Annotated in this window: 31 protein-coding genes; 29 read left to right on the plus strand and 2 right to left on the minus strand. The window is 41.9% G+C overall.

Annotation, left to right across the window (positions count from 1 at the left end):
• The first annotated feature begins 180 nt into the window (after positions 1–180).
• The gene (glyS, locus tag PTQ27_RS07695; RefSeq protein WP_273749090.1) at positions 181–2247 is read left to right on the plus strand and encodes a glycine--tRNA ligase subunit beta; all 2067 of its coding nucleotides are present in this window, start codon (positions 181–183) and stop codon (positions 2245–2247) included.
• Between the two features lie 286 nt (positions 2248–2533).
• On the opposite strand, the gene PTQ27_RS07700 is transcribed toward glyS, so the two are convergent.
• Positions 2534–3247: a LexA family transcriptional regulator gene (locus PTQ27_RS07700; RefSeq protein WP_273749089.1), complete on the minus strand. Its 714-nt coding sequence runs from the start codon at positions 3245–3247 to the stop codon at positions 2534–2536.
• 176 nt (positions 3248–3423) lie between these two features.
• Here PTQ27_RS07700 and PTQ27_RS07705 point away from each other — a divergent pair, with 176 nt between their 5' ends.
• On the plus strand, positions 3424–3702 hold the full coding sequence (locus tag PTQ27_RS07705; RefSeq protein ID WP_273749088.1) for a helix-turn-helix domain-containing protein: 279 nt from the start codon (positions 3424–3426) through the stop codon (positions 3700–3702).
• A gap of 33 nt (positions 3703–3735) precedes the next feature.
• Positions 3736–5787 carry a transposase domain-containing protein gene (locus PTQ27_RS07710; protein ID WP_273749087.1) on the plus strand — a complete coding sequence of 684 codons (2052 nt, stop codon included), beginning with the start codon at positions 3736–3738 and terminating at the stop codon, positions 5785–5787.
• Between the two features lie 60 nt (positions 5788–5847).
• On the opposite strand, the gene PTQ27_RS07715 is transcribed toward PTQ27_RS07710, so the two are convergent.
• Positions 5848–6375 carry a hypothetical protein gene (locus PTQ27_RS07715; RefSeq protein WP_273749086.1) on the minus strand — a complete coding sequence of 176 codons (528 nt, stop codon included), beginning with the start codon at positions 6373–6375 and terminating at the stop codon, positions 5848–5850.
• A 31-nt stretch (positions 6376–6406) separates the two neighbouring features.
• On the opposite strand from PTQ27_RS07715, the gene PTQ27_RS07720 reads away from it, so the two are divergent.
• From PTQ27_RS07720 to PTQ27_RS07845, 26 genes are all read left to right on the plus strand, one after another.
• Positions 6407–7324 carry an AAA family ATPase gene (locus tag PTQ27_RS07720; protein ID WP_273749085.1) on the plus strand — a complete coding sequence of 306 codons (918 nt, stop codon included), beginning with the start codon at positions 6407–6409 and terminating at the stop codon, positions 7322–7324.
• Between the two features lie 2 nt (positions 7325–7326).
• On the plus strand, positions 7327–7641 hold the full coding sequence (locus tag PTQ27_RS07725; protein ID WP_273749084.1) for an HI_1482 family protein: 315 nt from the start codon (positions 7327–7329) through the stop codon (positions 7639–7641).
• 13 nt (positions 7642–7654) lie between these two features.
• Positions 7655–8179: a host-nuclease inhibitor Gam family protein gene (locus tag PTQ27_RS07730; protein ID WP_273749083.1), complete on the plus strand. Its 525-nt coding sequence runs from the start codon at positions 7655–7657 to the stop codon at positions 8177–8179.
• A gap of 73 nt (positions 8180–8252) precedes the next feature.
• A complete protein-coding gene (locus tag PTQ27_RS07735) occupies positions 8253–8468 on the plus strand; it encodes an ANR family transcriptional regulator (protein ID WP_273749082.1) in 216 nt (71 codons plus the stop codon).
• Entirely contained in the window at positions 8465–8659 is a 195-nt protein-coding gene (locus PTQ27_RS07740) for a hypothetical protein (RefSeq protein WP_273749081.1), read from the plus strand. Before PTQ27_RS07735 ends, PTQ27_RS07740 begins: the two co-directional genes overlap by 4 nt.
• Before the next feature lie 21 nt (positions 8660–8680).
• Complete coding sequence (locus PTQ27_RS07745; RefSeq protein WP_273749080.1) at positions 8681–9625, plus strand: hypothetical protein; 945 nt, start codon at positions 8681–8683, stop codon at positions 9623–9625.
• 102 nt (positions 9626–9727) lie between these two features.
• Positions 9728–10270, plus strand: coding sequence for a gp16 family protein (locus PTQ27_RS07750; RefSeq protein WP_273749079.1), 543 nt, complete (start codon positions 9728–9730; stop codon positions 10268–10270).
• The gene (locus PTQ27_RS07755) at positions 10257–10799 is read left to right on the plus strand and encodes an HI_1489 N-terminal domain-containing protein (RefSeq protein ID WP_273749078.1); all 543 of its coding nucleotides are present in this window, start codon (positions 10257–10259) and stop codon (positions 10797–10799) included. Before PTQ27_RS07750 ends, PTQ27_RS07755 begins: the two co-directional genes overlap by 14 nt.
• A 165-nt stretch (positions 10800–10964) precedes the next feature.
• Entirely contained in the window at positions 10965–11324 is a 360-nt protein-coding gene (locus tag PTQ27_RS07760; RefSeq protein WP_273749077.1) for a Mor transcription activator family protein, read from the plus strand.
• Between the two features lie 76 nt (positions 11325–11400).
• Positions 11401–12039, plus strand: coding sequence for a hypothetical protein (locus PTQ27_RS07765; RefSeq protein WP_273749076.1), 639 nt, complete (start codon positions 11401–11403; stop codon positions 12037–12039).
• A 96-nt stretch (positions 12040–12135) separates the two neighbouring features.
• Positions 12136–12645, plus strand: a complete 510-nt coding sequence (locus tag PTQ27_RS07770) for a glycoside hydrolase family 108 protein (RefSeq protein ID WP_273749075.1) — start codon at positions 12136–12138, stop codon at positions 12643–12645.
• Positions 12646–12647: 2 nt separating this feature from the next.
• Positions 12648–12920 carry a DUF2644 domain-containing protein gene (locus tag PTQ27_RS07775; protein WP_273749074.1) on the plus strand — a complete coding sequence of 91 codons (273 nt, stop codon included), beginning with the start codon at positions 12648–12650 and terminating at the stop codon, positions 12918–12920.
• A 39-nt stretch (positions 12921–12959) separates the two neighbouring features.
• Positions 12960–13112 carry a hypothetical protein gene (locus PTQ27_RS07780; RefSeq protein WP_273749073.1) on the plus strand — a complete coding sequence of 51 codons (153 nt, stop codon included), beginning with the start codon at positions 12960–12962 and terminating at the stop codon, positions 13110–13112.
• Positions 13112–13447, plus strand: a complete 336-nt coding sequence (locus tag PTQ27_RS07785) for a DUF2730 domain-containing protein (protein ID WP_273749072.1) — start codon at positions 13112–13114, stop codon at positions 13445–13447. Before PTQ27_RS07780 ends, PTQ27_RS07785 begins: the two co-directional genes overlap by 1 nt.
• A gap of 4 nt (positions 13448–13451) precedes the next feature.
• A complete protein-coding gene (locus PTQ27_RS07790) occupies positions 13452–13748 on the plus strand; it encodes a VpaChn25_0724 family phage protein (protein WP_273749071.1) in 297 nt (98 codons plus the stop codon).
• Positions 13749–13781: 33 nt separating this feature from the next.
• A complete protein-coding gene (locus PTQ27_RS07795; RefSeq protein ID WP_273749070.1) occupies positions 13782–14354 on the plus strand; it encodes a DUF3486 family protein in 573 nt (190 codons plus the stop codon).
• Entirely contained in the window at positions 14354–15856 is a 1503-nt protein-coding gene (locus tag PTQ27_RS07800) for a terminase large subunit domain-containing protein (protein WP_273749069.1), read from the plus strand. The genes PTQ27_RS07795 and PTQ27_RS07800 overlap by 1 nt, the downstream gene beginning before the upstream one ends.
• 2 nt (positions 15857–15858) lie before the next feature.
• Positions 15859–17316, plus strand: coding sequence for a DUF935 domain-containing protein (locus PTQ27_RS07805; protein WP_273749068.1), 1458 nt, complete (start codon positions 15859–15861; stop codon positions 17314–17316).
• Complete coding sequence (locus PTQ27_RS07810) at positions 17309–18586, plus strand: phage minor head protein (protein WP_273749067.1); 1278 nt, start codon at positions 17309–17311, stop codon at positions 18584–18586. The genes PTQ27_RS07805 and PTQ27_RS07810 overlap by 8 nt, the downstream gene beginning before the upstream one ends.
• A 144-nt stretch (positions 18587–18730) precedes the next feature.
• Entirely contained in the window at positions 18731–19195 is a 465-nt protein-coding gene (locus PTQ27_RS07815; RefSeq protein ID WP_273749066.1) for a phage virion morphogenesis protein, read from the plus strand.
• Between the two features lie 225 nt (positions 19196–19420).
• Positions 19421–20536, plus strand: a complete 1116-nt coding sequence (locus PTQ27_RS07820) for a peptidase (protein WP_273749065.1) — start codon at positions 19421–19423, stop codon at positions 20534–20536.
• Between the two features lie 9 nt (positions 20537–20545).
• Complete coding sequence (locus PTQ27_RS07825) at positions 20546–21484, plus strand: hypothetical protein (protein WP_273749064.1); 939 nt, start codon at positions 20546–20548, stop codon at positions 21482–21484.
• Between the two features lie 64 nt (positions 21485–21548).
• Positions 21549–21866, plus strand: a complete 318-nt coding sequence (locus PTQ27_RS07830) for a hypothetical protein (RefSeq protein ID WP_273749063.1) — start codon at positions 21549–21551, stop codon at positions 21864–21866.
• Positions 21866–22300 carry a gp436 family protein gene (locus tag PTQ27_RS07835; protein WP_273749062.1) on the plus strand — a complete coding sequence of 145 codons (435 nt, stop codon included), beginning with the start codon at positions 21866–21868 and terminating at the stop codon, positions 22298–22300. The genes PTQ27_RS07830 and PTQ27_RS07835 overlap by 1 nt, the downstream gene beginning before the upstream one ends.
• Positions 22301–22804 carry a Gp37 family protein gene (locus tag PTQ27_RS07840; protein ID WP_273749061.1) on the plus strand — a complete coding sequence of 168 codons (504 nt, stop codon included), beginning with the start codon at positions 22301–22303 and terminating at the stop codon, positions 22802–22804.
• 10 nt (positions 22805–22814) lie between these two features.
• Entirely contained in the window at positions 22815–24206 is a 1392-nt protein-coding gene (locus PTQ27_RS07845) for a phage tail sheath family protein (RefSeq protein ID WP_273749060.1), read from the plus strand.
• The last annotated feature ends 9 nt before the right edge of the window (positions 24207–24215 follow it).

Below are 24215 nucleotides of genomic sequence, written 5' to 3' on the forward strand. Positions count from 1 at the left end.
CGTTCAGTGAGTAATTCTTATTCATCTGACTATTTGCGATTTTGAAGAAGAAAGATGAACGATAAATTTATGATGTTCTGGTTCCCCTCTTTAGCAAAGAGGGGTTAGGGGAGATTTGGCAGAAGTAAAACATGAAATGAGAGATTTTAAAGACATAATTATTTTAATGAGAAATTAGAAATGACAACACAAAACTTCCTTGCCGAGATCGGCACAGAAGAGCTGCCGCCGAAGGCACTCAAGAAATTAGCGACTGCGTTTGCAGAAAATGTAGAAAATGAATTAAACCAAGCAGGTTTATCATTTGAGAAAGTAGAATGGTTTGCTAGCCCTCGTCGTTTGGCGGTGAAAGTGCTAGATTTAGCCACGGCACAGCCAAGTAAAGAAGTGGAAAAACGTGGGCCAGCGGTGTCGGCAGCGTTTGATGCGGAAGGTAAGCCGACCAAAGCGGCCGAGGGCTGGGCTCGTGGTTGCGGAATCAGCGTCGATCAAGCAGAGCGTTTGGCAACGGATAAAGGCGAATGGTTGGTGCACCGTGCAGTGATTGAAGGTCAGCCGACAAAAAATCTGCTGGTGCCAATGGTGGCAAAAGCGTTAGCAGGTCTGCCAATTCCGAAAACGATGCGTTGGGGCGATAAAACCGAGCAGTTTGTTCGTCCGGTGCATACTGTTACCCTGCTATTAGGCGGCGAGTTAATCGAAGGCGAGATTTTAGGCATTGCCAGCGGTCGTACTATCCGTGGGCACCGTTTCTTAGGCGAACCGGAATTCCAAATCGAACACGCTGATCAATATCCGCAACTGTTAAAAGAAAAAGGTTCGGTAATTGCTGACTTCAACGAGCGTCGTGCGACCATTCTTGCAAAATCGCAAGAAAAAGCGACCGCTCTCGGTGGTGTGGCGGATATCGAAGATGACTTGTTAGACGAAGTAACTGCATTGGTGGAATATCCAAATGTGCTGACCGCTAAATTTGAAGAGCGTTTCTTGGCGGTGCCGGCGGAGGCTTTGGTGTATACGATGAAAGGCGACCAAAAATACTTCCCGATCTACGATAAAGACGGCAAATTGTTACCGCACTTTATTTTCGTGTCTAATATCAACCCAGAAGACCCGACAGCGATTATTGAAGGTAACGAAAAAGTAGTTCGTCCACGTTTGTCTGATGCGGAATTCTTCTTTAATACCGATAAAAAACAGCGTTTAGAAGATCTATTACCACGCCTTGAAACGGTATTATTCCAGCAACAATTAGGCACATTATTGGATAAAACCAAGCGTATTCAATCCCTTGCAGGCGAAATTGCCGACCAAATCGGGGCGGATAAAGCGAAGGCGGAGCGTGCTGGTTTATTATCGAAATGCGACCTGATGACCAATATGGTATTCGAATTTACCGACACCCAAGGCGTAATGGGTATGCACTATGCCCGCCACGATGGCGAAGACGAAGAAGTGGCAGTCGCATTGAATGAGCAGTATATGCCACGTTTTGCTGGCGATAATTTGCCGAACAGCTTAGTGGCCAGTAGCGTGGCACTTGCAGATAAATTCGATACGCTCACTGGTATTTTCGGTATTGGTCAAGCACCGAAAGGCAGCGCCGATCCATTTGCTTTACGTCGTGCGGCATTAGGGGCATTGCGTATTATCGTGGAGAAAAATCTGTCATTAGATTTAGCTGACTTAGTGAAAAAATCCGCGGCATTGTTTGGCGATAAATTAACTAACGCAAATGTGGTTGATGATGTAGTGGACTTTATGCTCGGTCGTTTCCGTGCGTGGTATCAAGATGAAGGAATTGCGGTCGATGTGATTCAAGCGGTATTGGCACGTCGTCCAACTCGCCCAGCAGATTTTGACGCTCGTGTGCGTGCGGTATCGCACTTCCGTAGTCTTGAAAGTGCTGAAGCACTAGCCGCTGCGAATAAACGTGTAAGTAATATTTTAGCGAAAGCAGATATTGCAATCGGTGAAGTTAATTTGACCGCTTGTGTTGAGCCTGCGGAAAAAGCATTGGCGGAGGCGGTAATTGCCTTACAAACTAAAGTGAAACCATTTATTGAGAAAGGCGAATACACAGTGGTGTTGGATGAGCTTGCAAGCCTGCGTCAGCCTGTGGATAACTTCTTCGATAATGTGATGGTAAACGCAGAAGATGAAAAACTTCGTCAAAACCGTTTAGCGATTTTAAATACGCTACAAGGCTTGTTCCTACAAGTGGCGGATATTTCGTTATTACAATAATTTGTAAAATTTGCTTAGAAATAGACCGCTTGCAAGCGGTCTATTTTTTATCAAGTGTACACAACCATTAAAACTAAGAAATAAAAGAATAATAGGAATTTGGCGGAATTTTGCGGACGTAAGTGGGCGGAAGTATTGAAAAACGGGGCTTTTTAATGAAAGCCCCTTTGTTTTATTTGAAGAAAAGTAAAACTAAGAAAAAAATAATGAATTGTGGGGAAATTGCAAAATCAACCATAAAAACTAAGAAATTTAAACTATTTTTTAAGTAGTGTTTAAATGGCGTTTAAACTAAAGAATGCCCGTTGTGTACCACTTGCCCGATGATTTGTAGGTTTTGGGCTTCGTCTGTTGTGATTTTAATTGGCTCGTACTCTTCTTTGTTATCTGAAATCAGTTCTACTCCATCCCACAATACTTTCACACGCTTCACCCATACGCTGTCGCCATTCTGCACAAGGTAGATATTATTACCTCTTACTTCTTTATGTTTAAAAGAAACTAACATCTGGTCGCCATCTGCGATGGTTGGGTGCATTGAACGCCCGCCAGCCCAGAATACTCCGCAATATTCCGCCTGAACGCCTAATTTTTGCAGTAATTCGCTGGAGTAAGGCTCTTGCCCGTCCGGTTGGGTTACGCCCTCGTTAAAGCTACCAAAACCTGCTGAAACATTGATAGAGAAAAAACTATCAATCATTGAAATCATTTCGTTTTCAGCCTTTTCCATTCTCTCAAATGCTTTTTCTGCAATGCTTTGTGTGGCTTTCGATTGATTTCCTTTTCCTGTTGCAAGCCATTCTAAATTCACATTTAAAACTTCAGAAATTTTAATTAAGTTGGTTCTTGATGGATCAGCCTCTCCTTTTATCCATCTTGTTACTGTTGGTGGCGAAACCTCAAGTTTTTGAGCAAATGCCGATACATTTCCCCCATATTGAGAAATCAAACTTTGCATTCTTTTTGAGAATTCCTGATCGTAAATGTTTGGTTTAGCCATCTTTTACGTTTCCTCTATAAAACTTTTACCTGTAAAACATAAACGTAACTGTTTGATTTAATTAAAAATAAAAACATTTACGCAATTATTTTAATATTTTTTAACATTTACGTTTGACTTTAAATAACTTTTACGTTTTAATACACACATCAAATAGATAAAAAGGAGTGTATCAAATGAGTGTATTTAGCGACGTTAAAAAAACCGCACAGAGTGATTGGCATCGAGCCGATATTCTTGCGGAACTTCGTAAAAAAGGTTGGTCACTTCGTTCTTTGGCAAAAGCAGGCAATGTTAGTCATAACACGCTGAAATCGGCTTTAGATAAGCCTTACCCAAAGATGGAACGTTTAATCGCTAATGCGATTGGCGTTGCTCCAGAAATTATCTGGGCAAGGCGAAATGCAGAACGAATTGAACGTAATCGACGACCAACTTTAACGAATAAGTTTTAATTCTACCCATAAAAGTTACAAAAAGGAACATTTATGGAAAAACTAAGTTTAAAAACGCACTATTCGGTGGCTGAATTATTAAGTTTTAAGTTATCTAGCTTGCCGAGTGCTCATAAAAATGTATTAGAAAAAGCCGTTAGGGAAAACTGGCAATCTCAAAAACGGCAAGGACGTGGCGGTGGTGTTGAGTATGCTTTCAGCACACTCCCCCTAGAAATCCAACAAGAAATTTTGCTGAAAACTGCCCCACAGCAAACCGCAGTGGAAGTGCGAAAAATCGAAGAAATTCGACCGCTTGCAAGCAATGAGTTGTGGCAGATGTGGGACGAAGCCTCAGTAATGGCTCAAGAAAAAGCGAAAGCTAAGCTCGGTGCAATGTTTGCTATAGCGAGTTTAGTCGAAACAGGCACGAACTTACTGCAAGCGATTGAAATGGTGGCAGGTAAGCAAAATGCAGAATTACAGCGTGGCGAAAAACCACTGACTGTTGGCTCTTTAAAAAATTGGTGGTATCGGGTGAAAGATGCTCCCCGTCAAGACTGGTTGCCGTTAATGCTCTGCAATAGTGGTAAAGCCAGTAAAAACGTGGCGGAAATGAGTGAAGAGGCTTGGAAGTTTTTCAAAAACAGTTACTACAGCCGAGAGCAACGTACCTTTAACCACTGCTATCAAATTTTAAAAGAAACCGCTGCTTTACAGGGTTGGGTTATTCCTGCCGTCTCTAGCCTAAAACGCAAAATGGAGCGAGAGGCCAGCCAAATTGAGGCAACTTATCGTAGAGGCGGCACTTATGCAATGAGCCGACTTTATCCATCACAGGTGCGAACAGTGGCAATGCTACAAGCGATGGAATGGATTAACGGCGACGGCTATCAACACAATGTATGGGTACGCTTTCCTGACGGCGAAATCAAACGTCCAAAAAGTTGGATCTGGCAAGATGTCCGCACCCGTAAAATTTTGGCGGCAAGAACGGATAAATCAGAGAACACCGACACTATTCGCCTTGCCTTGTTAGATGTTATCAGCCGTTACGGCTTACCGAAACATTTAACCATTGATAACACTCGTGCGGCAGCGAATAAGAAGATGACAGGCGGCATTAAAAACCGTTACCGCTACACCGTTAAAGAAGATGAAGTGCAAGGGATTATCCCAGCTCTCGGCATACAGCTACATTGGACAAGTATTCAATTTGGCAAAGGACGAGGGCAAGCCAAGCCCGTTGAGCGTGCCTTTTCACACGGCGGTTTAGGCGATTATGTGGATAAGCATATTTTATTGGCAGGGGCTTACGCTGGGGCAAATGCTTATGAAAAGCCTGATTATGACGGCAAAAACGGTTCAGAGCAGCCTGTCGATTATGCCACTTTTATTATGGCGTTAGAACAAGGCATTGCACAGTGGAACAACGTGGAAAACCGCCTAAGTGAAATCTGTGCAGGGCAAATGAGCTATGAACAAGCCTTTGAACGAGATTGGGCAGAGGCTGAAAAACGCCCTATTACGCAATCACAACTGCGTATTCTGCTCACGTTACACGAAGAGGCAACATTAAAGCCAGACGGCACATTCAAACTGAATGCCGGCAAGATTGGCAGTAATAAAAACCGTTATGAGTGTGTAGAGCTGATTGGTTCGCAACATCATAAAGTGGTGGTGCGATATGACCCAGCCGATCTCCATAACAAAGTGTGGGTTTATGCACTGACAGGCGAATACCTAGGCGAGGCACAGGCAACGGAGAAAGTTGGTTTCGGCGATAGCCAAGCAGGGCGTGAATACAACCGCAAAATGCGTGAATGGGTTCGCAATCAAGAGAAAGCGATTAAAGCCCGAATGGCAGCAGAAGAGATGGAGCTATCGAATTACCACCCTGATGTGGAATTTGAAGAACGGTTTATGGAAGTGCTAAATGATTTTGCCAAAGAGCCGAAAGCCCCAATCGAGGCGGAAATCGTAGAAGAACATTTATTCGACTTCAACGCCGTCCGTAAATCGGAAACAGTAGTTGAAACAGAAGAAATCAGCGAGTTTGACCAAGCCTTTATGCGAGGCGTGTCAATGCTAAAACGGACAAAATAACGAGGCTTTAAACGTTATTTAAACATTTAAAGCCACATTTAAACAGGGTTTAAACCCCTCTTAAGGAGTTACAAATGAATATTCAGGTAAATCATAAATGTGATGAATCTCTTTACCATTCTCATCAAGAAATGGCGAAGGCACAGGCATCTTATCGCACCAAACGGGTACATCGTCTAAAAGCTGATTTAGATTACTTAAAAAACTCAGAGAAGTATCAGCAACTTTCTGAGCTGACGAAGTCCGAAGCGTTTCAAGCTCTAGTAGCCTATTTTGAACCACTAATGAGCCAGTTACCAACCGCCAGTAAGCGTAAACCAATACCAATGAACGATGATCTTTTAGCTCACTTTTTATCTTTTTGCGTTCTTTCTCTGGAAGAGCGTAGACAGACAGCCAATAAGGGCGATAAGTGCTTTCTTCCTGTTCAAGATATTTATCAATGCCTATCTTTGATTTTATTAAAACAGAAAGTTTCTCAAAGTCCTCGGTCTGCCAGCCTTTAAAACAAATATCAAAGGCATATTCAGCAGCACCTTCTAACTCTTGAGCATCAAAGTCAGTTGGCAATTTTAATAAGTTAAACATACATCCTCCAAATAAAAGACGGGACACTATTATGACACTAATCGACCAAATCAAACAACATATCGCCGATAACGGCATATCACAGGCAAGACTTGCCAAAGAAAGTGGGATTAACGCAGGGGCATTATCCGCCTATTTAAACGGTAACTACCAAGGCGATATTGCAAATTTAGAAGCAAAATTGACCGCTTATTTTGAGAAAAAAGAAGTGCAAGCTCGTGAATTTGTAGAAGCACCGGCATTTATCGAAACCGCAACGGCTCGCCAAATTTTTAAAACGTTGGAATTTGCCCAAATCGCTAACTGTATGGCAACCGTTTATGGAATGTCGGGCGTAGGCAAAACCAAAGCCATTCAGGAGTTTAAAAAAGGTCGGGCTAATGTGTGGCTGGTTACGGCAAGCCCAAGCCGTGCAAGTTTAAGTGAGATTTTATACGAAATTGCCCTAGAGCTTGGCTTATCTGATGCACCACGCCGTAAAGGCACATTATCACGCTTAATTGCACGCAAAATCACAGGCACAGAAGGCTTGCTGATTATTGATGAAGCCGACCACTTACCTTACGAGGCGTTGGAAGAACTCCGCATTATGCAAGAAGAAGCAAATATCGGTTTAGTGCTGGTGGGTAACGACAAAGTGTACACCCGAATGAAAGGCGGCATTAGCCCCCACCACGAATATGCCAGATTGTGGAGCCGAGTGGCAAAAAATACCAGTATCCAAAAAACCAAACAGGCAGACACCAAAGCGGTTGCCAAAGCGTGGGGATTAGATAGCGACGAAGATGCACTCAAAGTAATGCAAAGTATTACCGAAACTGGTGGCGGTTTGCGAATTTTAACCCAAACCCTACGCCTTGCCGGAATGGTGGCGAAAGGATCGGAAACCCTAATTACCGCTGATTTAATTATCAAAGCCCGTCAAGAATTGCTTGGCAAAGGAGAGTAACAATGAAACGCCTAAAACCAAAACACAGCATTAACCGCACCAACCAAGTGGCGTGCAAATTCTTAAAACAGACGCAAAAAGCGATTATTCAGCTAAATAGCCTTGGCTTTACGGTGCTAAACATTGATTTTACCCGCATTAAACCACGCATTGAGGTTGAGCTCGGTAACAACAAACATATCGCACAAACCTTGATTTATGAAGGCAAAGCATACCGCTACAGCTTCGGCAAAAGCGAAGATTTAGGCAGATGGGAAGGCTATTACACAATGCTGGAAGGCATAAGGGTGTGGTGGCGACAAGCAGCAATTAACTAACTAGGAGAAAACAATGGCAAAACAAACTACTAAAACCCGAATGAAATCAGCAACGCAAAGTGCGATTTATCAAAGCCGAGATGAAGTGCAAAGTGCAATTAAAGAAATCGGCGATAAACAGCGAGAGCTATTGCGATTAAGCACCGAAATGAATGATGAACTGGCAGCTATTTCGGAACGCTATGCCCCGTTATTAGAAACCATTAAAGATGACCTAAAACCAATGCAAAAAGGTGTACAGATGTGGTGTGAGGTGCATCGTAATGAATTAACCGATAACGGCAAATGCAAAACAGGCTCATTTATTACAGGCGAAGTGCAATGGCGAGTAAAACCGCCGTCAGTAAGCGTGCGAAATGCGGAAAGCGTAATTGAATTATTAGAAAACTTTGGACTACACCAATTTATCCGCACCAAGCAAGAGGTAAACAAAGAGGCAGTTTTAACCGACCCACAAGCGGTAGCTGCGATTGAGGGCATTAACATTAAATCTGGCGAAGAAGAATTTATTATCAAGCCGTTTGAGCAGGAAATTTAAAGCCCATTTAAAAGCCCTTTAAACCTCGCTTTGAGGGGCTTTAGTAATGTGTTTTAAACCGACAGGAGAAAATATGAAACTGAAACCAACAGAGGCGAAATTTAATCGCTATCAACATTATGCCGAGAAAGCAGCAGAAGCTGAACGTAAGGGCAATTATGAGGAGGCAAAAGACAACTGGGAAGTTGCAAAACTATCAGCAAAAAAGACCGCTAACCGTGATTGGGCGGAGCAACGAGCTGAATTTTGTAAAAGAATGCACCAAAGACCGTTTGAGGAGGATAAATGATGACCGAAAGAGAAAAAAGCGAGCTTAACAGTCAGTTAAATGAGGCGGTAATGCAACTTATACAGGCTCAAAAGTATTTAAACCAGCGTGATTTTATTCGCAGCGGTGTGCATCTTAGTACAGTGCAGGATATGTTACCAAAGGTGCATTTAAAGTTATTTACGGCTAATCGTAAACTGCATACACATTAACAACCAAACTAGGAGTTAAAAATGAAAAACAGTGATTTTATCCAAATGAACCAATGCCATATTTTCAGCATTAAGTTCCCCACTGACAATATCAGAGAGGTATTAGAACAAGCAGAAATTGATTTGGGCGATAGCCATACCCAAGTGGAGATTGTGAAAAATCCGATGACCGGTAATAAAGTGCAAGAACTTGAAAATGGCTTGTTCTTTACGATGAGAACCACTTTTAAGAAAGTTACCAAGGAGTTGCTGACCGCAAAAATTTATGAGTTAAAACAAGAGTTCAAGGCTCGCCCTGATTTAGTGCCACCCAGCAATGAAAAAGAATGGCGTATCCAAGCCGAATTGGAACTCTTTCATATGGTGCCGTTTTCATCTGAGCTAGTAAATATCTTTTATAGCCCCGAAAAAGAACTATTGATAACGAATAGTCGCTCTAAACACAGCAAATTAGCACTTCATCATTTGATTAAATTATTTGGTTTAGCCGGATTTAGAAGTGTGGTGGTATCAGATGAAAAACTCGGTTTAAACACACGTCTAAAAGATTACTTATCTGAAGGTAAGCCGATGTTTAAATTCTTAAATTTTGAACACGAGACTACGTTAGGTAATCGTGAAGAAAGTGATGAAACATTTTTGACTTGTCGCCACCTAGATAGCGAAAAAGGGAAAAATAAAGCACTTGAAGCATTAAATAACGGCTTTAGAGTGCAATCCGCAAAAATGCGATATGACGAAGGAAATTTTCCCGTGCATTTTAAGTTGGACGGTAATTTAAAAATCCGTTCAATGCGTTTTGTTGAATATGGTGATGTAAGCAAACAGTTAAACGCTCCAAATTTTGCCGGTAAATCCCTTGCTTTTACTGAGTATTTGGAAAGCCAATTCAGTGCATTGTTAAAAATTGCAGGTGATACGGTATTGGAATTTGTGGACGAAACCAAATTGGAGAGTTTTGTTTAAAACCCATTTACAGCCCTTTTAAATCTCCCCCTAGCCCCCTCTTTATTAAAGAGGGGGAATGAAGAAGAAAGGGTTGAATAATGTGTTTTACAGGAGAAAACAATGACAGATAAAGCCAAACTAATACAGCTGATCCATATTGCCAAATCACAGCTGGCAATGGACGATTTGAGCTACCGAGAGCTACTCAAACGGCTGACAAATAAAACCAGCTCAACAAAATGCACGGTGGTGGAATTACACAAGATTTTGCACGAATTACAGGGTAAAGGAGCAAAAGTAAAATATTTTGTAAAACGTGGCAAAAAACCGACCGCTTACAGCCCTGCCACTGGTGAAACCAAAGTGAAAAGTGAGATCGTGCATAAAATCCGTGCTATTTGGATTACGATGGGCAAACACGGCTTTTTACGTGATAGCAGTGAGCAAGCCTTAAATGCTTATGTAAGAAAAGTAATTAACAAAAACCGCTCAATATTAGTGCTAAATGTAGGAGCTTTAGACGGTAATGATGCCGTTAAAATACTTGAAATTCTGAAAAAGTGGCATATGCGGGTGATGAAAAAGGCATTGGAAGAAAAAGGTTTTCTGGCAGTTGGAAAAGATTACGATTTAATGGTGGTGGCTTACAATGAAACTATGTAGATGCCCAGTTTGCCATAGTGATATACATTTAGAATCTCTAGTCGAAGATGAAGCAGGGCGTGAATTACTCGGTAAAATCAGCCAATTAACGCACGGTGTAGCTCAACCGTTGGTAAATTACTTAGGCTTATTTAAGCCACTAAAAAGCAACCTTAACAACGCCCGTGCGTTGAAGATTTTAAACGATGTATTAGATCTATACCCTTGCTCGCTATTATTGGCTCAAGCCTTATCGGAGACTGTTGCAAGTATACGTAAAAAACGGCAGCAAGCCTTGCAAACAGGGCAAAAAATCGAACCGCTTAATAGCCATAACTATTTGAAATCGGTTTATGAAACTCAGAAAGTGCATTTTGCCGTCGTGCGAACAGGGAAAACAGAAAATGAAACCGTAAAAGCCGAGCAAGCTAAATTAGAAAAAATCCGCAACGCCATTGCTTATGTGCAGCGGTATATTGATTTAGGGCGAGAGGAAGTTGTAAAAGATAGTCCTGAATATCAGATTTGGTTAGCCCATAACCCCAAATAACACAAGCCACCGGAAGGTGGCTTTTTAACTTTTTGAAAGTGCGATAAAACCTGATTTAAACAGGCTTTAAACGGGTTTTAAGATTGAGTTTAAAAAAATATTTCACAAAATAGAAATGGTTTTTTATACAATAATCGAAAATGGTTTTTGGATAGGAAATAAACAATGGAATTAGTGGATATTTTTGAAGAAAAAGCCCCAGAAGTGTTAGCCGATTTAGCCAAGCATATTGAAACGGAATTAGAAGAAAAACATCAATTTAGCCCCGAACAGGCAAAACAGGTAGGCATTGATATTGCACAGCGGATTGCTCAAAACTGGGGTGGAGAGGTAATTTATATCCCTCGCAATTTATTGATGGCTCTTAATGAGCGAGATATGAAAATTTATAATGAATTTAATGGCAACAACCACAGAGAGCTGGCTCGTAAGTATAGCGTGTCAATGCAATGGGTGTATAAGATTGTTAAACGTATCCATAAAGATGAAATTGCCCGTAGGCAGATAAATATGTTTGAAATGTAAATTATTTTTCATCGCCCTGATCTTTTTCAGGGCTTTTTGTTTATAATTCTCTCAAATAATATAGTCGGAAGGGATTATGAAAGCAGAGATTACTGAGTTAAACAATCAAAATAGCCAATATGAAGATCCTATTGAATTATCAAAGTCAAATTTACTGGTTATTGTTTTTGCAAAAACAAAAAGCCCTTATTTTAAAATGGCACTATCTATTGCTTCTGGAGCACTAAAATTTTCATCATATGAGTTAGATAAAGATACTATTTATACGAGTGTATTTGGTAGAACACCTGAACAAGCCGCAAGAGCCTTACTTTTATTACGTTATGTTGATGGATGGACTACTAAACAAATTTTTATTGCTGGGCGATTATATACAGGCTCAGGTTATTATAGCTTAGGTTCAATATTAGAGTGCTATCAAAGTGCTTGCCAATGCCTCAATGCAAAATCGCATTGCTTATCTTTAACAAATAAATTATTTAAGGATGCCTATTATAGGACTCAATCTATTTATTTAGTGCTGTCAGATAGCGATCGACCTAAAGAGCAACCAGAAAAAAGCTATGTTATCCCGTGTAAAAAGCTCGAAAACCATCCAATAGAGAGGGGAGAATACTTTGGTTCTTGGAAAGAACAAATACAGGCTCTTGCTGTAGAAAATAACGTTGATTGGTGTCCATTATTTAATCTAGACTATTTTAGACAATATGAATAACTAGACTTCATATTCTTTAAACCAGTTTAAAATCAATTTAACGCCTATTTTACTAAACTCCGGTTATCAAGTAATCCTTAATAACCGGAGTTTTTTATGTCTCAACATCTTACCTTTCGCCAAATTTTTGACCGCTTAATCGGACACGAGGGCGGTTATGTCAATCACCCACAAGACCCGGGTGGAGAAACCAACTGGGGGATTACCAAACGCACTGCTGTCGCTAACGGTTACATTTCGGCAATGAAGAATATGACCCGTGAGCAGGCTTTCAATATCTACCAAAAAGCCTTTTGGCAACGCTATAAATGTGAGCAATTTACGCCATCTTTAGCCTATCAATTCTTTGATGCTGCGGTTAATCACGGCTTGGGTAATGCTAGTCGTATGCTACAGCGTGCAGCAGGTGTGGTTGATGACGGCATTATCGGCAACATTACCCTACAAGCTATTAACTCCAAATCTGAAAGTGATCTTTTAATGTTGTTTAACGCCGAACGTCTGAAGTTTTATACGAAATTACGTAATTTCTCAACCTTTGGTAAAGGCTGGGTAAATCGTGTAGCGGGCAACTTGGAATATGCAGCACAAGATAATGAGGTTTAAAAATGACAAAACTACTTAAAGAACTACTCTCAACCAATGGCACACTTTCTACCACCAGCACCGTACAGTTTATCGGCACATTATGCGTGTTTGGTTTGATGATTTATGCCGTAGTAACGCAACAATCTTACGCTGAGAGCCTATTAAATCACGTCTTAATTTATCTTTTCGGTGCAACTACTGCTAAAGGAGTGGTAACAAGTTATCAAGCTAAAATTAAGGGGGCTTTAAATGAACACATTGCTGGCATTGTTAAAACTGGTCAAGCTAATTAAACGCTTTTTTGCGTGGTTAGGAAAATTAGGGAAACGTAAATGAAATATTTAAAGAAAGTACGTAAACGTTGGCAGTTATGGCAATTTTATCGCCAACAACCCGAACTTAAAACTCGGCATAACCTTTTAAGAGAAGCAATTAAGCAAGGGATTGAAAACCCAGTCGGACGTGCAAGAAAGGGGCGAACATAATGGATTTACTGACTTCTTTTTGGGAATTTATCCGCACAAACTTTGGTGTAATTTCGACTTTTATCGCCCTTATTGTCGGGGCGTTCTGGTTGAAAATGGATAGCAAATACGCCAAGAAAAACGATGTAGGGCAACTGCTGGAAGTGGCAAAAAGCCACGATAACCGCCTTACGATGCTAGAAAACAAGGTGGAAAATCTACCTAGTGCAGTTGATGTGGAAAGAATAAAAACATTGGTAACTGATGTAAAAGGCGATACTAAAGCCACCTCAAAACAGGTGGATAGTATCAGCCACCAGTTGAGTTTACTGCTAGAAGCAAAATTAAAGGAATGATGAGATGGCATTAAAAGAGCTATTAACCCAAGACCAACGGCTTGTAATTTTACGCTCCCTTGCTGAAGCCGGTTACGACGCTAATGAATCCATTATTAGTGATTGTTTAGATTTGTATGGGCACGATATTAGCCGTGATTTAATCCGCACCCATTTAACGTGGTTGGAAGAACAAGGTTTACTTACCTTAGAGCGTTTGCGTAATGGTTATATGGTGGCGAGTATTACCCAACGTGGCTTAGATGTCGCTCAAGGACGTGTTGTGGTAGCTGGTGTTAAACGCCCACGCCCTAAAATTTAAACGCTGTTTAAACGATATAAAAGGAGCGTTTAAATGACCGAAAAAAATACTCGTGGTCGAGCATCAAAAGTGGATTTATTGCCACCCAATATCAAAACCCAACTGGCAATGATGTTGCGTGATAAGCAGTACCCGCAATCGCAAATTCTGGAAGAAATCAATGACCTAATCCGTGATTGTGGCTTACCTGATGAAATGCTGTTAAGCAAAACAGGCTTAAACCGCTATGCCAGCCGAATGGAAACGCTGGGTGCAAGAATCCGCAATGCCCGTGAAGTCGCTGAAATCTGGACGAAACAATTTGGCGAAATGCCACAAACGGATATTGGCAAAACCTTGATGGAAATGGTCAAGCAGATTGCCTTTGAAACCTCGTTGAAATTAGGCGAACAAGAAGGTGGTATTGAGCCGAAACAACTTGCTTTGCTTTCGTCGGCAATCCAACGTTTAGAACAAGCGGAAAGTTTGAGTTTTAAACGTGAGCAGGCTATCCGCAAAGAGGTGGCACAACAAGCGGCTGAAACCGCTGAAAAAGTGGTGGTGCAAGCCGGATTGTCACAAAGTACCGTCGCACAACTGAAAGCTGAAATACTGGGAATTGCCTAATGACATTACCTGAATTTATCCCCTTTGATCCGAATGAGTTATTACTTGGCTATCAAAAGCGTTGGATTGCCGATAACAGTCAGCTCAAAATTGCGGAAAAATCCCGACGTACCGGTTTAACGTGGGCAGAAGCGGCAGATGATGTGTTGATTGCCAGTCGCACCAAAGCAGACGGTGGCTCTGATGTGTTTTATATTGGCTCAAATAAAGAGATGGCTCGGGAATTTATTGATGCCTGTGCGATGTGGGCAAGTAAATTTAATCGTGCAAGCGGTCAAATTCAGGAAGAAATTTTCAATGATGAAGATAAAGATATTCTGACCTATGTGATCTACTTCTCAAGCGGTTTTAAAATCAAGGCTCTCTCCAGCAACCCGAAAAATCTGCGTGGTATGCAGGGGGTAGTGGTCATTGATGAGGCGGCTTTCCACGAATATCTTGCCGAAGTATTAAAAGCAGCGTTAGCTCTCACAATGTGGGGGGCGAAAGTACGGCTTATCTCTACCCATAACGGTTCGGACAACCTGTTTAATGAGCTGATTTTGGATAGCCGAGCAGGTAAAAAACGGTATTCAATCCACACTATTACTCTTGATGATGCTTGTGCTGAAGGCTTATATCAACGTATTTGCCAAGTTTCCAAGCAATCGTGGTCACCGGAAAAGGAACAGGAATGGATTGAAAACCTACTCAACGATACCGCAAGCGAAGAAGATGCCTTGGAAGAATACTTCTGTGTGCCGAAGTTTGGTTCAGGCTTATGGCTTTCTCGTGCCTTGATTGAGCGACAAATGAGTGAAGATACGCCTGTTATCCGTTTTACCGCTAAAGACGGATTTAGCCTAATCCCCGAACCGACCCGTTATGCAGAAATCGCCGAATGGTGTGAATTAGAACTTGAGCCGATTTTAAACCGGCTTGACCCGAATTTATTACATTTTATGGGCGAAGACTTTGCCCGAAGTGGCGATATGACCTCCCTTGTGGTGCTTGCTCAACAACAAAACCTTGTGCGAAAAGTCGCTTTTATTGTTGAGCTGGGCAATATGCCTTACAAGCAACAAGAGCAAATTGTGCTGTTTATTCTTAAACGCTTGCCCCATTTTGCCGGTGGTGCATTTGATGCACGTGGGAACGGCGGCTACCTTGCCGAGTCTGCACGAGATGAATTTAGCACCTTGATTGATTGTGTTCAGCTTTCCGAAAAATGGTATCGGGAACACACCGCACCATTTAAGGCGGCATTGGAAGACGGCGAGTTGGAAGATATACCGAAAGATGCGGATATTTTGGCTGATTTGCGATCATTTCAAGTGGTTAAAGGCGTGCCACGCATACCGGACAAACGCACCAAAAGTGCAGACGGCAAAAACAAACGCCACGGCGATACTGCAATCTCGTTACTGTTGGCACATTACGCCAGCCGTCAGTTAGTGCAAATGCCGGTTGCACCGGTAAGCCGAAAACCACGACGTAGCCGAAAATTAAGTGAAGGATATTAACAATGGCGAAAAAGAAAAACTTGATCACGGAAATTGCCACCCGAGCAAGAAGTATTGATTACTGGGCATTTGGCTATTACCTGCCTAACCCAGACCCAATTTTAAAACGAATGGGGAAAGACATTTCAGTTTATCGGGAATTGCTTTCAGACGGGCAAGTCCGCTCTGGTGTACGCCGTCGTAAAGCTGCAATTAAGGGCTTAGAATGGCGAATTACCACCACGAATAATGAAAAGGTGGACGAGCAGATTTACCACATTTTTGAGTGCTTGCCGATGAATAATATCATCACTGAAATGCTCAATGCGGCTTTGTACGGCTATCAAATCAGTGAAGTGGTATGGGGCGAGCGTGACGGCTTATTTGTGCCGACCCAAATTATCGGCAAAAAGCCGGAATGGTTTGTGTTTGATGAAGATAATCAACTCCGCTTTCGTACCAAAGAGGATGTGTTAAACGGAGAATTATTACCGGAAGATAAGTTCTTAATTACCACCCAAGAGGCAACACAGGATAATCCTTACGGTTTAGGCGATTTATCTCTCTGCTTTTGGGCGGCGACTTTCAAAAAAGGCGGTTTTAAATACTGGTTGGAATTTACTGAAAAATACGGTTCGCCGTGGCTGATTGGCAAACATCCACGCCAAGCACACCAAGCAGATAAAGACCGCTTGGCTGACAGCCTAGAGGCAATGATTGGCTCTGCAATCGCTGTTATTCCGGAAGATAGTACGGTCGATATTAAAGAGGCAGCCGGAAAATCGGCAAGCACCGATGCCTTTGAAAAATTCCTGAATTTCTGCAAAGCGGAGATCAATATTGCCTTATTAGGACAAAACCAAACCACCGAGCAAGAAACTAACCGAGCATCTGCCCAAGCCGGATTGGAAGTGATGGAAGATATTCGCTCGGACGACCAAGCCATTATTGAAGCAACCTTTAACACGCTTTTGCAATGGATTGTGAAATACAATTTCAGCGTGGAACAGCTGCCGACTTTTGAGTTTTACGAGCAAGAGGCAATCAATACTGAACAAGTTGAACGAGATAGAAAACTGCATGAAATGGGAGTGCGTTTTTCTAAGGCGTATTTTGAGCGTGAATATGGCTTTGAAGAGGGCGATATTGAGATGGAATCTCCCCCCGCCCCTCTTTTTCAAAGAGGGGAGCCACAATTCAGCGAGCCTCAAAACAGGCGAGTAAAAGTGCCAATGCCGGTATCGATTCTAGAACAACTGGAAAATGAAGGCGAAGGCATTGTGGACGATTGGTTGCAAGCAGTACGAGATAAATTAGCTCAAGCTGAAAGTCTTGAAGATTTTCAAAGCCAATTAGACAGCCTTATCCCAGAGTTAAGTTTTGCTGAATATGCCGATTTATTGGCAATGGCATCAACAGTTTCTGAATTAGCAGGTAAGCAATCCGTGCAAGATGAAATAAAGGCTAAACGCAATGAGTAAATTTAGCTTTGAAGAACAAGCCAAATATTTTGAGAAAAAACTCAATCTTAAAACCAACAGCTATCTCGATATTTTAGGCGAAGAACACGACTATTTTTTCGTGGTGGCTGGGGCTAATCGTAACGAAGTATTGAGCGAATTCCGTAAGGCGGTTGATGATGCCATTCACAACGGCGAAACACTGGAAAATTTCCGCAAGCGTTTTGATGAGATTGTGGCGAAAACAGGTTGGGAATATAACGGTGGGCGAAACTGGCGAACACGGATTATTTACGATACCAATGTATATGGTGCTTATAACCGTGGGCGACTACAACAACATTTAGAGCTTGCCGAAGATATGCCCTATTGGGAATATCAACACAACGACAACGCCCACCCACGCCCACAGCACGTTGCGTGGGACGGCTTAGTGTTGCGTTATGACAACCCATTTTGGAAATATCACTACCCGATTAAAGCCTACGGTTGCCATTGCACGGTGCAAGCGTTAGATGATTTTGACCTTAAACACGACGGCAAAAAAGTCAGCCCGACACCGGAAATTGAATTTGAGCAAAAAACGGTAGGCGTACGAACTGGCAACCCAAGAGTAGTTACTGTCCCTAAAGGGGTGGATGTCGGCTTTACTCCGCATAATTTTGATAATATTAAAGCTGGACGAAATGCGAGCATTGATAGTGTGTTAATGCAAAAGCTAGCCAGTGCTGAACCTAAATTTGCCAGTTTATTAGTGGAAAATGTGCTACAGCGGCCACAAGCGGTGCTAATGTTAAATGCTGCAATGAAAGAAATGGTGGATACGGTCGCAAGCGAAAAAATAGCCCGTGGGCAAATGAAATATGTGGGCGTGCTATCGGAAGATGTGATTGATAAATTAACCGCCCTTGATAAAACGCCCCAAAGTGCAGTAATTGCGGTGCGTGATAGCGATATTCTACACGCCTTACGAGATAGCAAACAGAATCAAGGAATTAGCTTGCCAGTAGAGTTCTGGGAGCAACTGCCAGAAAAACTACGAACCCCGCAGGCAATTCTGTTGCAATCGAAAGAACAACAACGAAACAAAAATGCCTCTGATGCTTTATTGTTTATCTATGAAACTGAAAAAGGTAAGGTGGCTATAAAAATGGATTACGAAGTAAAGATAAAAGATATGGCTAGTGGTAAAAAAACAAACCATAAATTAAATATGATTGCAACGGGCAGTGTATTTAAAGATACAACGGCGTTGTACGATTTTGAATTGATAGGGGGAAGTTTAGATTAAACTCACAGGTTTGCCTGATTCGAACAGGATAATACCCCTTTTACAGCGTAACCTTTCCAGTAGGAAACCCCCTGTGAGTAAAGTTACTATACGCCTAAATTATTTTTTTATCAACAATAAGAAATTCAAAATAAATTAGCAACCATGATTAAAATCACACTTAATGACACACAAGTGGTCAATGCTTTGCAAAAAATTGCCAGTCAGCTTGAGCAACCTCGGCGACTGTATGGGATTTTAGGGGAAACCTTAAAGAAAATTCATACTGCTCGCTTTAAGGCTGAACAAGAACCCGATGGAAAACATTGGCAACCGTTAGCTGATAGCACGCTTGCCTTAAAACGCAAGCGGGGCAAATCTACCAAGATTTTGCGACAAGATGGCTATCTTGCTGATAAAACCGCTTACAATGTGTTAAATGATGGCATCGAATTTGGTTCAGCTGAAATCTATGCCCGTTTACATCAATTCGGAGGTAATGCAGGACGAGGTAAGAAGGTGACTATACCGGAACGTCCATGGTTGGGTGCAGGTAACAAAGATGAACAATTACTTTTGCGTAAAGCTGAACACCATTTGAGCCAAATTATTAGTAGGATGGGGAAATAATCAAATTTAACGCATAGAAATACCTCTGTGCGTTTTTATTTTCTATTCGCCTGATTATTCGGTTAGAAAAATTTAAACGCTTGCAGAGCGATTTAAACGGCATTTAAACGGTATTGCATATTGCGATAAATTTCCTTTTCTTAAAATCCTTTCAAAAAATCTTTAAATTAGTTTAAAAGCTATTCCCCCGTTCATTCCTTATTATTGCCCCATAACGGAGGCAATATGACCCAAATCGAAATTTTTAAAGCTGGTAAACGTTATGACGCCAATGGCGTTTTAATGGACATTACCCCAGAAATGTTACAGCAGACTGTTGCTACATATAATCCAGAATTTCACGAAGCACCGCTTGTAATAGGACACCCGAAATCAAACAACCCTGCTTGGGGGTGGGTAAAAGCTCTCTCACTTGAGGGCGATGTGTTGAAAGCTGACGTGGATCAACTAGACACCGAATTTTCAGAAATGGTCGCCACTGGCAAATTCAAAAAAGTGTCGGCTGCGTTTTATTTACCTGATAGCCCTAATAACCCACATAAAGGCGTGCTATCGCTTCGCCACGTTGGGTTTCTAGGGGCGATGCCACCGGCGGTGAAAGGCTTAAAGCAGGTGGAGTTTGCCGAAGACGATGAGTTTGTTGAGTTTTCGGAATGGGGACAAGCCAATCTATTTAGCCGTTTGCGTGATTGGCTAGTCAGCAAATTTGGTGTTGATGAGGCAAATAAAGCCCTTCCGCCACACGAAGTGGACTGGTTAAAAGAAGATGCAATGCGTGAACAAATTATTAAACAGGTGCAAGCCGAACAGGTAACGCCTGAACCGATTTTTAACGAACCCGCACAACCAGAAGGAGAACCTGAAATGAGTGCAGAAGAGAAAGCAGAGCTTGAACGTTTAAAAGCTGAAAACGATAAGTTAAAAGCCGAAAAAGCCCAAGCTGAAGCTGAAAAACGAGAAGCAGATTTAGCTGAAGAAAAGGCTGAAAATGCTGAATTTTGCGAAGGCTTAGTAAAAGAAGGCAAGCTCGCCCCAGTGGTAAAAGAGGCGTTTGTACAGGCTTTAAATAACCTTTCAGAACTTAAAGCTGGCCGTGAGCCTGAGTTTAACGAAGGTGAAGATGTACTTTCACAGTTTAAGTCTGCACTTTCGCAATCGCCACAGATTATTCAGTTTGGTGAGCAAGCAACGGCTGATAAAGCTAATCCGCAAGAAAATGATGTAGTGCAATATGCTGAAGGTACTGCCCTAGAAGCGATTGAAATGGATAGAGCTATTCGCTCTTATATGAAAGAACATAATGTTGGCTATGTTGCCGCATTTAACGCAATCAACTCATAAGGAATATTTATGACAACTCAAACAACATTACAAGCACATCGTGTTGTTGACCCTGTTTTAACTGAATTAGCACAGGGTTATTACAACCTTAATATGATTTCTGAAGTTTTATTCCCGGTAGCAGAAACAGAAAAAGAAGGTGGAAAAATCCCAACTTTTGGTCGCCTCGCATTCCGTTTGCAAACAACTAAGCGCGAATTACGTGGTGCATCAAACCGTTTAACACCTGAAGATATCGGTTCATTAACAGTTGTATTGGAAGAAAATGATATTGAATATCCGATTGATGTACGTGAAATCAATGATGCTGAAGGTGTTTATCCATTACGTCAATATGCGACGAACGTTACTCAAGACGTTATTGCATTAGGCCGTGAGAAACAATGCGCCGACCTTGCATTAAATGAAGCAAATTATGATACAGATCATAAAGTAACATTATCTGGAACATCTCAGTTTAATGACCCTGAAAGCGACCCGATTGCAGCCATTAAAGCTGGTATTCGTGCCGTGAAACGTTCTACAGGTCGTAAGCCGAATGTCTGTGCTATTTCTGGTGATGTATGGGAAGTTTTAAGCGAGCACCCTAAAGTATTAGACAAAATTAAATACGTTAGCACAGCGGTTTTAGCGCCAGAAGACTTTGCAAAACTAATCAAGATTGACAAAGTAGTTGTGGGTGAAGCTGTTTACGAAACAGGTGGGCAATTATCCGATATTTGGTCAAAAGCAATTGTACTTGCTTATGTAGCACCAGCATCAAATGAATCAAAACAAAACATTTATGAACCATCTTTCGGTTATACCGTACGCCGTAAAAAAGGTTTGTATGTTGATTTATATACTGAAAATGGCGGAAAAGTTGAAATTGTGCGTACAACCGATATTCACAAGCCTTATATCGTCGGTAAAGCAGCTGGTTATTTAATTAAAAATTGTATTGCTTAATTAAGTAATGTTTAAGGGTGTATAGCTACACCCTTATAAAACTAACTAAACAGAAGGAAATACTATGCCTAAATATACTGTACTTAACACCCCTATGTTACACAACTGCAAACGTTATGAAATTGGTGCAGAAATTGAATTAACAGCAGAGAAAGCCGAAAACAATGCTATCAACTTAAAAGCGGTAGAAACTGCACCTAAAAAGTCAGAACCGCCTAAAGAGCCAGAACCGCCTAAAGAGCCAGAACCAACTACAGATGAACCCCCTAAAGAAGATGATAAATCTGAAACTAGTGAGCCTGATGCGGTAACGGAAGATGACGTAAAACTCGCTGAAGAAAAAATCGCACAAGCAGAAAAAACAAAAGGCAAGAAAAAATAATGTATATCCGGATTGATGAGCTACTGACCGATTTTAGTCGCAAGATTATTGTGCAGCTCAGTAATGATGAGCCGACAGCAACCGAGCCAAATTTAAAGGTGCTTGAAAAGGCTGTTAAAGTTGCCAATGAACGTATCGATGCAGCGTTACGCTCTCGCTACACCTTACCGCTTTCGGAAGTGCCAACGCTTATCAATCAGCACGCATTAGCCCTTGCCCGCTATTGGCTTTATGCACGTCGTCCCGAAACTAAAATGCCAGATACGGTCGAAAAGACCCATCAGCAAGCGGTGAAAGAATTGGAACAAATTGCAAACGGTAAACTCCATTTGGGAATTGCCGAAAGTAAGACGGAACAATCGGACGACTTGCTACCTGATAACAATGAATATGAAGTCCGTGCGAATGCACGCATTGATACGAGCCATTACTAGATGTCAGCCACACAACCGATTTTAGAGGATATTTGCCAACATTTACGGCAAGCCTTACCCGAATGGGAAGTGGCACTCTTCCCAAATGACCCAAGCACCTATCACCTTTCGCACATTAACGGTGCGGTGTTGATTAGCTATTTAGCCAGTAAGTTTGAGAAGCCTCGCACCACGCAAGCGGTGTTACAGGTTCGCCACGTGCAAATTGCTTTAACGGTACTCACCCGTGATTTGCACAATGACGTTGGAGCATTGGATTTATTGGATAAATTGCGGTTATTTGTGGTGGGGTTTAAGCCTCAAAACTGCGGCGAGTGCTGGCTGATTGATGAATTTTTTAACGGCTCAAGCGAGGAAACTGGTGTGTGGCAATATCAGTTGATTGTGCAGACTGAAACCCAGCAAGTACAACACCAAGCGGTCGAAAATCTGCCGAAATTTACAACGGCACATCTTCGCCGAGCTGACCAGCCGGTTCGTCCGGACTTAAAACTTAAATCATAGGAGAAAGAATATGACTTTCCATCACGGTTCTGAAACCGAACGAGTAAACGGTGGCTCTGTGCCGGTATCGGTGGTTGATAGTGCTATTATCGGCATTGTCGGTACAGCCCCAATCGGTGCAGTTAATGAATTGACCGTCTGTTTAACTAAAAAAGATTTTGCTAAATTCGGCACTATTTTAGAACAAGGTTATACCCTACCGGATGCCTTTGATATTTTAGCCCGCTATGCGGCAGGTAAGGTGTATGTCGTTAATGTATTAGACCCAGCAAAACACCGAACAGAAATCACCGATGAAGTCTTAACTCAAGACTCTAACACGCTTATTGCGACCACGCAACATAAAGGTTTAATTAACTTGATTGATGTAAAAATCGGTGGACGAACATTAAGTGAGGGCGAATACAGCCTTGATTTACAAAATGGCACTATTACTTTAACAACTCTTGCTGGAGAAGAAGGACTAACCGCAAGTTATATCTACGCAGACCCAACTAAAGTTACCGAAGACGATATTAAAGGTGGCGTGGACAGCTTAACCGGAAAACGCAAAGGCTTTGAATTGTTGCGTGATGGCTTTAACTTATACGGTGCAGATGCCAAAATTCTAATCTGTCCTGAATTTGATAAAACTGCGAGCTGTGCAGCAGCGTTGGCAACCCTTGCCGACCAAATGCACGCTAAAGCCTATATTCAGCTGCCGAAAGGCACAAGCCTTTCTAAAGTCATTCAAGGGCGTGGACCAATGGGGACTATCAATGCTTCAGCAAGTAACGAGAATGTTCGCCACTTTTTCCCTTATGCGTTGGGGTCTAGTAACTCGCTTGAAAGCCTTGCCACCCACGCCGCCGGTTTGCGTATGTTGATTGATGTGGAAAAGGGTTACTGGTTCAGTACGTCTAACAAAGAGCTGAAAGGGGTAATCGGTATGGAAATGCCGCTTACTGCTCGGGTAGATGATATTCAATCGGAAACGAATAGCTTAAATGCGGTCGGTATCACGACTATTTTTAACAGTTTCGGTACAGGTTTCCGCTTATGGGGCAACCGCTCATCAAACTTCCCAACTGATACACATATTAGCAATTTTGAAGTTGCATCACGTACTGGCGATATTATTGATGAGTCTATTCGTCAAGCCGAGTTGCAATTCATTGATTTGCCGATTGATGATGCATTATTGGATAGCTTCCTTGAAACCATTGATACCTTCTTACGTACGCAAAAATCGTTGGTTGGTTATTCGGTGGGCTTAGATTACGAATATGACTTGGTTGATGCCTTTAGCCGTGGTCAAATCCCATTAGTCTATGACTATACCCCGAAAATCCCGGGTGAGCGAATCAGCAATAAATCGGTAATGACCCGTAAATATTTGGCGAACCTTGTGTCACAACGATAAGGAGAAAAA

The organism is Mannheimia cairinae, assembly GCF_028649535.1.
GTDB lineage: Bacteria > Pseudomonadota > Gammaproteobacteria > Enterobacterales > Pasteurellaceae > Mannheimia > Mannheimia cairinae.

What these genes read in the sequence shown, in the direction of transcription:
- glyS (WP_273749090.1), top strand. Translation starts at nt 181, where the DNA reads ATGACAACACAAAACTTCCTTGCCGAGATCGGCACAGAAGAGCTGCCG.
- PTQ27_RS07700 (WP_273749089.1), bottom strand. Translation starts at nt 3,247, where the DNA reads ATGGCTAAACCAAACATTTACGATCAGGAATTCTCAAAAAGAATGCAA.
- PTQ27_RS07705 (WP_273749088.1), top strand. Translation starts at nt 3,424, where the DNA reads ATGAGTGTATTTAGCGACGTTAAAAAAACCGCACAGAGTGATTGGCAT.
- PTQ27_RS07710 (WP_273749087.1), top strand. Translation starts at nt 3,736, where the DNA reads ATGGAAAAACTAAGTTTAAAAACGCACTATTCGGTGGCTGAATTATTA.
- PTQ27_RS07715 (WP_273749086.1), bottom strand. Translation starts at nt 6,375, where the DNA reads ATGTTTAACTTATTAAAATTGCCAACTGACTTTGATGCTCAAGAGTTA.
- PTQ27_RS07720 (WP_273749085.1), top strand. Translation starts at nt 6,407, where the DNA reads ATGACACTAATCGACCAAATCAAACAACATATCGCCGATAACGGCATA.
- PTQ27_RS07725 (WP_273749084.1), top strand. Translation starts at nt 7,327, where the DNA reads ATGAAACGCCTAAAACCAAAACACAGCATTAACCGCACCAACCAAGTG.
- PTQ27_RS07730 (WP_273749083.1), top strand. Translation starts at nt 7,655, where the DNA reads ATGGCAAAACAAACTACTAAAACCCGAATGAAATCAGCAACGCAAAGT.
- PTQ27_RS07735 (WP_273749082.1), top strand. Translation starts at nt 8,253, where the DNA reads ATGAAACTGAAACCAACAGAGGCGAAATTTAATCGCTATCAACATTAT.
- PTQ27_RS07740 (WP_273749081.1), top strand. Translation starts at nt 8,465, where the DNA reads ATGATGACCGAAAGAGAAAAAAGCGAGCTTAACAGTCAGTTAAATGAG.
- PTQ27_RS07745 (WP_273749080.1), top strand. Translation starts at nt 8,681, where the DNA reads ATGAAAAACAGTGATTTTATCCAAATGAACCAATGCCATATTTTCAGC.
- PTQ27_RS07750 (WP_273749079.1), top strand. Translation starts at nt 9,728, where the DNA reads ATGACAGATAAAGCCAAACTAATACAGCTGATCCATATTGCCAAATCA.
- PTQ27_RS07755 (WP_273749078.1), top strand. Translation starts at nt 10,257, where the DNA reads ATGAAACTATGTAGATGCCCAGTTTGCCATAGTGATATACATTTAGAA.
- PTQ27_RS07760 (WP_273749077.1), top strand. Translation starts at nt 10,965, where the DNA reads ATGGAATTAGTGGATATTTTTGAAGAAAAAGCCCCAGAAGTGTTAGCC.
- PTQ27_RS07765 (WP_273749076.1), top strand. Translation starts at nt 11,401, where the DNA reads ATGAAAGCAGAGATTACTGAGTTAAACAATCAAAATAGCCAATATGAA.
- PTQ27_RS07770 (WP_273749075.1), top strand. Translation starts at nt 12,136, where the DNA reads ATGTCTCAACATCTTACCTTTCGCCAAATTTTTGACCGCTTAATCGGA.
- PTQ27_RS07775 (WP_273749074.1), top strand. Translation starts at nt 12,648, where the DNA reads ATGACAAAACTACTTAAAGAACTACTCTCAACCAATGGCACACTTTCT.
- PTQ27_RS07780 (WP_273749073.1), top strand. Translation starts at nt 12,960, where the DNA reads ATGAAATATTTAAAGAAAGTACGTAAACGTTGGCAGTTATGGCAATTT.
- PTQ27_RS07785 (WP_273749072.1), top strand. Translation starts at nt 13,112, where the DNA reads ATGGATTTACTGACTTCTTTTTGGGAATTTATCCGCACAAACTTTGGT.
- PTQ27_RS07790 (WP_273749071.1), top strand. Translation starts at nt 13,452, where the DNA reads ATGGCATTAAAAGAGCTATTAACCCAAGACCAACGGCTTGTAATTTTA.
- PTQ27_RS07795 (WP_273749070.1), top strand. Translation starts at nt 13,782, where the DNA reads ATGACCGAAAAAAATACTCGTGGTCGAGCATCAAAAGTGGATTTATTG.
- PTQ27_RS07800 (WP_273749069.1), top strand. Translation starts at nt 14,354, where the DNA reads ATGACATTACCTGAATTTATCCCCTTTGATCCGAATGAGTTATTACTT.
- PTQ27_RS07805 (WP_273749068.1), top strand. Translation starts at nt 15,859, where the DNA reads ATGGCGAAAAAGAAAAACTTGATCACGGAAATTGCCACCCGAGCAAGA.
- PTQ27_RS07810 (WP_273749067.1), top strand. Translation starts at nt 17,309, where the DNA reads ATGAGTAAATTTAGCTTTGAAGAACAAGCCAAATATTTTGAGAAAAAA.
- PTQ27_RS07815 (WP_273749066.1), top strand. Translation starts at nt 18,731, where the DNA reads ATGATTAAAATCACACTTAATGACACACAAGTGGTCAATGCTTTGCAA.
- PTQ27_RS07820 (WP_273749065.1), top strand. Translation starts at nt 19,421, where the DNA reads ATGACCCAAATCGAAATTTTTAAAGCTGGTAAACGTTATGACGCCAAT.
- PTQ27_RS07825 (WP_273749064.1), top strand. Translation starts at nt 20,546, where the DNA reads ATGACAACTCAAACAACATTACAAGCACATCGTGTTGTTGACCCTGTT.
- PTQ27_RS07830 (WP_273749063.1), top strand. Translation starts at nt 21,549, where the DNA reads ATGCCTAAATATACTGTACTTAACACCCCTATGTTACACAACTGCAAA.
- PTQ27_RS07835 (WP_273749062.1), top strand. Translation starts at nt 21,866, where the DNA reads ATGTATATCCGGATTGATGAGCTACTGACCGATTTTAGTCGCAAGATT.
- PTQ27_RS07840 (WP_273749061.1), top strand. Translation starts at nt 22,301, where the DNA reads ATGTCAGCCACACAACCGATTTTAGAGGATATTTGCCAACATTTACGG.
- PTQ27_RS07845 (WP_273749060.1), top strand. Translation starts at nt 22,815, where the DNA reads ATGACTTTCCATCACGGTTCTGAAACCGAACGAGTAAACGGTGGCTCT.